Annotated in this window: 6 protein-coding genes; 3 read left to right on the top strand and 3 right to left on the bottom strand. The window is 65.3% G+C overall.

Going from position 1 to position 8,628, the window contains the following annotated elements:
- Positions 1–15 precede the first annotated feature (15 nt).
- The 3 genes from ACFVRO_RS14360 to rfbA all read right to left on the bottom strand — a co-directional run bounded on the left by ACFVRO_RS14360 (position 16) and on the right by rfbA (position 4,809).
- Positions 16–1,905, bottom strand: coding sequence for a rhamnan synthesis F family protein (locus ACFVRO_RS14360; RefSeq protein ID WP_386953424.1), 1,890 nt, complete (start codon positions 1,903–1,905; stop codon positions 16–18).
- Positions 1,905–3,854: a rhamnan synthesis F family protein gene (locus ACFVRO_RS14365; RefSeq protein ID WP_386953427.1), complete on the bottom strand. Its 1,950-nt coding sequence runs from the start codon at positions 3,852–3,854 to the stop codon at positions 1,905–1,907. The genes ACFVRO_RS14360 and ACFVRO_RS14365 overlap by 1 nt, the downstream gene beginning before the upstream one ends.
- 85 nt (positions 3,855–3,939) lie before the next feature.
- On the bottom strand, positions 3,940–4,809 hold the full coding sequence (gene rfbA / locus ACFVRO_RS14370) for a glucose-1-phosphate thymidylyltransferase RfbA (protein ID WP_105672495.1): 870 nt from the start codon (positions 4,807–4,809) through the stop codon (positions 3,940–3,942).
- A gap of 78 nt (positions 4,810–4,887) precedes the next feature.
- Here rfbA and rfbB point away from each other — a divergent pair, with 78 nt between their 5' ends.
- The 3 genes from rfbB (at position 4,888) to ACFVRO_RS14385 (ending at position 8,493) form a co-directional block, all read left to right on the top strand.
- Positions 4,888–5,886: a dTDP-glucose 4,6-dehydratase gene (gene rfbB, locus ACFVRO_RS14375; protein WP_386953430.1), complete on the top strand. Its 999-nt coding sequence runs from the start codon at positions 4,888–4,890 to the stop codon at positions 5,884–5,886.
- On the top strand, positions 5,886–7,292 hold the full coding sequence (locus tag ACFVRO_RS14380; RefSeq protein ID WP_386953432.1) for a sugar nucleotide-binding protein: 1,407 nt from the start codon (positions 5,886–5,888) through the stop codon (positions 7,290–7,292). Before rfbB ends, ACFVRO_RS14380 begins: the two co-directional genes overlap by 1 nt.
- Before the next feature lie 88 nt (positions 7,293–7,380).
- Positions 7,381–8,493, top strand: coding sequence for an acyltransferase family protein (locus ACFVRO_RS14385; RefSeq protein WP_386953435.1), 1,113 nt, complete (start codon positions 7,381–7,383; stop codon positions 8,491–8,493).
- Positions 8,494–8,628 lie beyond the last annotated feature (135 nt).

The following is an 8,628-nucleotide window of genomic DNA, read 5'->3' on the forward strand; positions in this document are numbered from 1 at the left end:
GCCGTCAATGACGGTTCAGCGTCGTCTCGGGAGTCGTCGACGGATTCCGGAGCTCACGCGCACGCGGAGCGCCCTGAGCCGATTGCCCGCACCGGGGTGGTTTCGTCGCATGTACATCCGGATGAAGTCGCGGAGCTTGCCCTCCCCCACGTGGCCGATGCCCCGGAGGAAGGCGATCTGCTCGTGGGTGCGACCGGGCACCGTCGCCGACATCTCATCGAAGTTGAAGTCCAGGGTCGTGTAGCTGACCGCGGCGTACTCCGCATCCATGATCGTGCGTGTGTGGTAGCCGAGCTCGGCTGCCGCGTAGCTCGGCACACGTTCGAGCACGTGCGCGAGTCCACCGTCCTGGTACGCCTCCGCACCGCCGAAGTCGCTGTAGGACCACGGCTGCTCGACGAGCAGTCGCAGTGCCTCGGGACGGGCGATGAACATCGACCCGTACGGGGCGAGCGGGGAGATGTCGTCGAGAGGGACCATGATCCCCATCTGCGCGGCGAGCGTCTCGAAGCCGGGCTTGTTCGCCCACCATGCGCGCCCCATCGTGGGGTATCCGATGTGCACCATCGGCGGGTAGACGATCCCGAGCCCCGGCTCCCTCTGGAAGAGCGCGAGCACGTTCGCCGTGTACCCCGAGCTGGAGAGCAGATTCATGAACTGCTGGTCCTTGAACGCGCGGCCGACGTTGAAGCCGTCCTGGGGCGTCTTCTTGGAATGCAGCTTGACGACGAGGTCGTACCCGCCGTCGAGCAGGACGTCACGGCATCCGACGAGGAATGCGCTCTGATCGCGGCCGTCGTTCGAGGCGACGACGCGCACGTCGACGGAACGCCCGTCACGAGGACGGGCATCGATGATCTCGCGGATCGCCGCGGCCCGCTCCTCGTCCTGCGTCGTGACGACGAGATCGTAGGAGACGGGCAGCGTGTCGATGCGGTCGAGCATCTCGTCGGTCATGTCGACGTAGAAGATGTGCAGGATCGCGACCACTCGCAGCGGCGCCGTCGGATCGTACGAGACGTCGACGTCGCCGAGGACATCGTTGAGACCGAGATCGACGTTGAGGTCCTTCGGCGCCACGTTGCGGGCGAGATTCGCGTAGAGGTGCTCGATCGGGTACCCGTGCGACGCCATGTCCTCGGCGATCCATCGTCCGATGACGGCATGCCTGTCCATGTAGGGCGGCCAGTGGAAGAAGGGACGACGCTTCACCAGCGGACACCCATCGGCGATCAGCAGATCGGGGTTGAAGAGAGCAGGGTGCTTGGACGGGTAGTTCGCTGCGGGGAACGCGGCCGCAGAGGAGAATCCCGCCTCCGTGAAGCGTTGCGTGAACGTCACCTCGTGATTCAGGACCGCGTCGAAGTAGCCGGCCATGGGCGGCAGATCCCGCCAGTAGTCGCGCCAGGCCTCCGAGAGGAACATGTTGCGACGCACCGCGATCCAGAAGGACTGCAGATGATCGGGGACCCGGGCGGTTCCCGTCGAGGGGTCCTTCATGCGAACGTTGTCGGTCATGCCCCAGAAGTCGAGCTCCTGGGCGCCCATCCGCTCGAAGACCGCGCCGTACGGGCGCACGGGGCCGAACCAGGTGTCATTGGTCAGCACGACCTCGTCGAAGTCGGCGAGCCGCTCGCCGAGGTGGTCGAGCCCCGCCTTGTGGCCCCCGATGTCGAACCCCTCGTTGGGACGCACGAGGATCTCGTCCGTGACCGCCTCGAGACGTGCACGGCCTTCCTCCGTGAGGGCGCCGTTGACGACGGCGAGGATGTGCGCGGCGTCTCCGCGCATCTCACGCAGGGCGTACTCGACGTACTCCTCGACCATGCCACGACGATCGAAGACGACGTACACGACCGCTCTCCGGCTGTCCTTCGTGAGCGCCTGCGGCGTTCCGGTCGCCATCACAGCGCCTCCCCTTCGACGGCGCGCCCTCGACGCAGCACGGTCCGGACCAGATGCATGCCTCTACGGGCGATGCTGACGAAGGGACGCGCGACAGGAGCGAGCGCCGCCGCAGTCTTCGGGTGGTTCAGCCGCACGTACATGCGCGTCATGGCGACGATCCCGCCTGCTCCAGCCCATCCGGCACGGTGCAGCCACTGGATCTGCTCGAGCGGATATCCGGGCGGTGTGATCGAGAGCTGATCGAGCTTGTAGGCGAGATTCGCGTAGGCGATGCCTGCGTGCTCCTGGTTCATCACGGTGCGAACGTGATACCCCAGCTCACCCATCGCGAGCGTCACCATGCGCTCCTGGACTCTCGCCAGGTCGGCTCCCTCGCGCTTCCCGTTCTTCGGAACCTCGTACGAGCGGTAGTCCTGCTCGTCGTCGATGAGGATCTTCAGCGCCTCCGGACGGCCGATCCACATTCCGCCGAGCGGTGCGAGGGGCGTCGCTCCGTCCAAGGGGACGCGGATGCCGAGGCGTTCGCACATCTCCTCGGCAGGATCCCGGTAGTGCCCCCAGCCGCGCCCGGCGAGCGAGTAGCCGATGTGCATCATGGGCGAGAACACGGCACCGAGCCCCTGTTCGCGCTGGAACAGCGCCAGGAGCGCGGCGAACTGACCGGGCGAGGAGATCAGATTCTCGAGCTGGTAGCGACGGAAGTAGCGCGCGATGTTCGCCCCGCGCTTGCTGGGTGCTCGCGTATGGATCTTCACGACGAGATCGTAGGCGCCGGAGGTCAGGACATCGCGGCAGGCGATGAAGAATGCGCTCATATCCCTCCCGTGCTTCGATGGCACCACACGGACCTCGACCTCGGCCATTCCAGGGATCTCACGCCCGGAGAGCGCGTCGCGGATCTGGACGGCGGCGCCCTCCTCCACCGTCGTGACGACGAGGTCGAAGCCGGCGGGGATGTGGACGAGCCTGTTCAGCAGGTGATCGACCGTCCGTGGATCGGCGCAGTGGGCGACGACAGCGAGCCGGAAAGGCGCCGAACGGTCATAGCCTGTGTCGGCATCCGGGAGCACTTCGAGCATGCCCGCATCCGTGTTGAGCGTCTTGGGCTGCACGTTCCGTGCGAGGTTGCTCCACATCAGCTCGATCGGGTACCCGTACTTCGTGATCTCGGCGATCGTGCGTCGCCCGATCACCGCGTGCCTGTCGAGGAAGGGCGGATAGTGGAAGAACGGTCGCCTCTTGATGAGCGGGCACCCGTCGGCGAGCAGGAGATCGGCGTTGAAGAGCGCCGGATGCTCGGTGGGATAGTCGGACGACGCGAACGCCACGGAGTGCGAGTAACCCTGATCCGCGAAATGCTTCGTGAACTGGATCTCGTGCTTGAGCACGGCGTCGAAGTACGAGGGCATCTCGGGCAGGTCGCGCCAGTACGCACCCCATTCGGGCGAGAGGAACATCTCCTTCCGGACCGCGATCCAGAAGGACTGCAGGTGATACGGGAGCTCACCCTCATTGGTGAACTTGTTGAGAGGCTCCCAGTCGTGGTCGGTCATGCCCCAGAAGTGCACCTCCTGCTCCCCCATCCGCTCGAAGACAGGAGCGTACGGTCGCACAGGTCCGAACCACGTGTCGTTCGTGAGAAGCACCTCGTCGAACTCGGCGATACGGTCGCCCACGTGATCGAGCGCGTCCTTGTGCGCCCAGATGTCGAAGCCGTCGTTGGACCGCACCAGGATCTCGTCGGTGACGGTCTCCAGCAACGCCCTGCCCGCCGTGTCGAGTGATCCGTTGACGACGGCGAGGATGTGAGCCGCGTCGTCACGCAACCCCTGCAGCGCGTACCTCACGAACTCCTCGACCCCACCGCGGCGGTCGTAGACGACGTAGATCACGAGGCGCTTGCCTCCGTCAGGGAATCGTGCTGGCTTCTGCCCCGGCGTCGTCATCTGGTCCCTTCACAAGTCCCGGCGAACCGGGGCCGACTCACAAACGCTCGCCCCGCGCCATGCGCTGCGAACCCATCGAGCCTAGTCAGCGTCCCTGAGCGAGTGCCTTGAGCAGGTACTCCCCGTACCCGCTCTTGCGCAGCGGCTCGGCGCGCTCGCGCAGCTCGTCGTCGGTGAGGAAGCCCATACGCCACGCCACTTCCTCGGGGCAGCCGATGGACAGTCCCTGACGCTTCTCCACCGTGCGGATGAAGTCGGTCGCCTCGGCGAGTGAGTCGAATGTCCCGGTGTCGAGCCACGCCGTGCCGCGCGTGAGGAGCTGCACCTTGAGCTTTCCGCGCTCCAGGTACTCGCGGTTGACATCGGTGATCTCCAGCTCGCCGCGAGGCGACGGCTTGAGGTTCTTCGCGATCTCGATCACATCGTTGTCGTAGAAGTAGAGACCCGGGACCGCGTAGTTGCTCTTCGGCTGCGCCGGCTTCTCCTCGAGGGAGACGACCTTGCCCGCCTTGTCGAACTCCACGACGCCGTAGGCCGTCGCGTCATCGACCCAGTAGCCGAAGACCACACCGCCATCGAGCTCCGTGTACTGGCGGAGCTGGGTGCCCATGCCCTGACCGTAGAAGATGTTGTCGCCGAGGACGAGCGCGGCGGAGTCGGAGCCGATGTGCTCCTCGCCGAGGATGAACGCCTGCGCAAGGCCGTCTGGAGAGGGCTGCGTCTTGTACGTGATCGAGACGCCGAACTTCGATCCGTCGCCGAGCAGCCGCTGGAACGACTCCGCGTCGTGCGGCGTCGTGATCATCAGGATGTCGCGGATGCCCGCGAGGATGAGCGTCGACAGGGGGTAGTAGATCATCGGCTTGTCATAGACCGGGACCAGCTGCTTGGAGACGCCGAGGGTGATCGGGTGCAGCCGGGAGCCAGTGCCGCCGGCGAGAATGATGCCACGCATACCGACTAGTCTCCCTGATCGGCTTCACCTGAACAAACGCCCCGAGTCTCACGACGGGCTCCCACTACGCTGGATGCCATGCAGAAACTGCTCGTCACCGGCGGCGCCGGATTCATCGGCTCGAACTTCGTGCACCACGTGATCGCGAACACCGACGCACACGTCACTGTCCTCGACAAGCTGACCTACGCGGGCAACCGCGCGTCCCTCGACGGCCTTCCAGCCGACCGCCTGCGATTCGTCGAGGGCGACATCGCCGACGCCGAGCTGGTCGACGGTCTGTTCGCCGACGTCGATGCGGTCGTGCACTACGCCGCGGAGTCACACAACGACAACTCGTTGCACGACCCGAGGCCCTTCCTCGACACGAACATCATCGGCACGTACACGCTGCTGGAGGCTGCACGTCGTCACGATCGTCGCTTCCATCACATCTCGACCGATGAGGTCTACGGCGATCTCGAGCTCGACGACCCCGAGCGGTTCACCGAATCGACCCCATACAACCCCTCCTCCCCGTACTCGTCGACCAAGGCGGGCAGCGACCTCCTCGTTCGAGCGTGGGTCCGCTCCTTCGGCGTGCGGGCGACGATCTCGAACTGCTCCAACAACTACGGGCCCTACCAGCACGTCGAGAAGTTCATCCCGCGTCAGATCACCAACGTGATCCGCGGCATCCGTCCCAAGCTGTACGGCGCAGGGCTCAACGTCCGCGATTGGATCCACGCGGACGACCACTCCTCCGCTGTGCTGACCATCCTCGACAAGGGCGAGATCGGCGAGACGTATCTGATCGGCGCCGACGGCGAGAAGGACAACAAGTCCGTCGTCGAGCTCATCCTCACCGAGATGGGGCAGCCGGCCGACGCCTATGACCACGTCACGGATCGCGCAGGCCACGACCTCCGCTACGCGATCGACTCCACCAAGCTGCGCACGGAGCTCGGCTGGACGCCGACGTTCGGCGACTTCGAGTCCGGTCTCGCGTCGACCATCGCCTGGTACCGCGACAACGAGGCCTGGTGGGCCCCGTCGAAGGATGCCACCGAATCGTTCTACGCTTCCAAGGGCCAGTGATGACCGAGTTCGGCAAGGCGCTCTCGTTCACGGAGACCGCGATTCCCGGTCTCCTCATCGCCGAGCTCCCCGTCCACGGGGACTCCCGCGGCTGGTTCAAGGAGAACTGGCAGCGCGAGAAGATGATCGCCGCCGGCCTCCCCGACTTCGGTCCCGTGCAGAACAACATCTCGTTCAACGACGAGGTCGGCACCACCCGCGGCATCCACGCGGAACCGTGGGACAAGTGGGTGTCGGTCGCGACCGGTCGCATCTTCGGCGCCTGGGTCGATCTCCGTGAGGGACCGACGTTCGGCGCGGTGTTCACGGCCGAGATCGACCCGTCTCGGGCGATCTTCGTCCCCAGAGGCGTCGGCAACTCGTACCAGACCCTCGAATCCGACACGGCGTACGCCTACCTCGTGAACGACCACTGGTCGGCGGATGCCGAGTACTCCTTCCTCAACCTCGCCGATGAGACGGTCGACATCCAGTGGCCGATCCCCCTTTCCGAGGTGGAGATCTCCGCGAAGGATCTCGCCCACCCGCGCCTGGCGGATGTGACTCCGATCGCTCCGAAGAAGACCCTCATCGTCGGAGCGAACGGCCAACTCGGCCTCGCGCTGCGCGAGTCCTTCGGAGATTCCCCCCGCTACGACTATGCGGCACGCGACTCCATCGACCTGGCCGATCCCGCCTTCATCTCCTCTCGGCGCTGGCGCGACTACGACACCATCGTGAATGCCGCGGCTTACACCGCAGTGGACCTCGCCGAGACGCCCGACGGGCGCGCAGAGGCCTGGGCCTCGAACGTCACCGGGGTCGCCGCTCTCGCCCGCGTCGCGACGGAGCACGGCATCACCCTCGTGCACATCTCGAGCGACTACGTCTTCGACGGCTCGAAGGACGGCGCGTACACGGAAGAGGACGCCGTACGCCCTCTCGGCGTCTACGGACAGACCAAGGCCGCGGCCGACGCGATCGTCAGCACCGTCCCGCGCCACTACATCCTCCGCACCTCCTGGGTGATCGGCGAGGGCAAGAACTTCGTGCGCACCATGGCCTCCCTCGCAGAACGCGGGATCGATCCCCAGGTGGTCGACGACCAGATCGGGCGTCTGACGTTCACGGAGGACATCGTGGCGGCGATCGAGCATCTCCTCTCGGTCACCGCCCCATCGGGCATCTACAACGTGACATCCGGCGGCACGCCTCTGAGCTGGGCCGAGATCGCGGCCCAGGTCTTTGCGATCACCGGTCACGACTCCTCCCGAGTGTGCGGCGTGTCGACGCAGGAGTACTTCGCATCGAGTTCGGCCCCTGTGGCGCCTCGTCCGAGGAACAGCGTGCTCGACCTCTCTAAGCTGGCCTCGACGGGGTTGTCCCCGTCTGACATGCTCAGCCGTCTCCACGCCTATCTGGCCTGATCGGCCCGCACCGGAAGACGAATCGACGCGCCGCGGACTTTTCTCGTTCGGTCGTCCTGTCCGCCCGAACACGTAAGGATCTGTCCGAATGAGGAACCGCGAACTCGATGCGCTGCGCGGCCTGGCCGCGATCTCGGTGCTGCTCTACCACGTGCTCGCGCTCAACTGGCCGCCGCTCCAGAACGGCGTCTATCTGCAGCCTGCGGACCGGACCATCCACAACATCCTCATCTTCACGCCGATCCACGTGGCGTGGCTGGGAATGGAAGCCGTCTGGTTCTTCTTCGTGCTGTCGGGATTCGTCCTCACCAAGGCGGCCACGCGCGAGGGTTTCGCCTGGCAGGCGTACTACCCGAGCCGGATGGTCCGTATCTACGGCCCGGTTCTCTGCGCGATCTTGTTCGCGTGGCTCACTTATGTGCTGATCCCGCACGTCGTCGAACCGGGAGACAACCCGGCGATCGGCACGCTCCCCACGGGATACCCGTTCGCTGACATCCTCCGCGATGCAACGCTGCTGGGTGGGACGAGCACATCCATCGGAGTGCTCTGGTCCCTCCAATGGGAGATCGTGTTCTCGCTCGCTCTGCCGCTGTACATCTTCGCTGTCCGGCGACTGCCCAAGGTGGCCACCGCCATCGCTGTCGGCGCCTGCATCCTGGGCTGGCTCGTCAATGATCAGGTGACGATGTACATGCCGATGTTCTTCTTCGGAGCCCTCCTGGCCCAGTATTGGGCCCAGATCTGTGCGGCGTTCCGGTTCCTCGGCACAGGCGGCTGGACGGCGCACACCGCTGGAATCGCGCTGACGCTCGTCGCAGTATGCGGCATGACATCCTTCTTCCTGCTAGGACGTCAGTTCTCGGCTCTCGGGCTCCCCCCGAGAGCCGCCACACTGCCACTCGTTCTCGGCGGGATCGTGCTCCTCACAATCACCAGCGTGAACTGGCCGCCACTGAGCCGTCTGCTCTCCACGAGGGCCATGGTGTTCCTCGGCACGATCTCTTTCAGCCTCTACCTCGTGCACCGGCCCATCATCATCGCACTCGGGTTCCTCTTCGGTATCGGCGCGGTGCCCGCCATCCTCGGCATCGTGATCAGTGTAGGGATCGCCGTCGGTTTCTACTTCCTGTTGGAACGCCCGATCCACCGCTTGTCGCAGAGACTTAACCGGTCTCTCCAGAAGAGCGTCCCGGCGTGATCTGATGCTCGACTCAGGTCGGCATCAGCTCACTTGATGGTGACGGTGCGGCAGCCGAGGAACGCATGGCCCCCCGGCCCCGTGTTGATCGCATACACGCACACATTGTGCTGACCAGGCGACATCGCGATCCGC

This window comes from Microbacterium sp. NPDC057944, from assembly GCF_042887445.1.
In the GTDB taxonomy this organism is placed as follows: Bacteria; Actinomycetota; Actinomycetes; order Actinomycetales; family Microbacteriaceae; genus Microbacterium; species Microbacterium natoriense.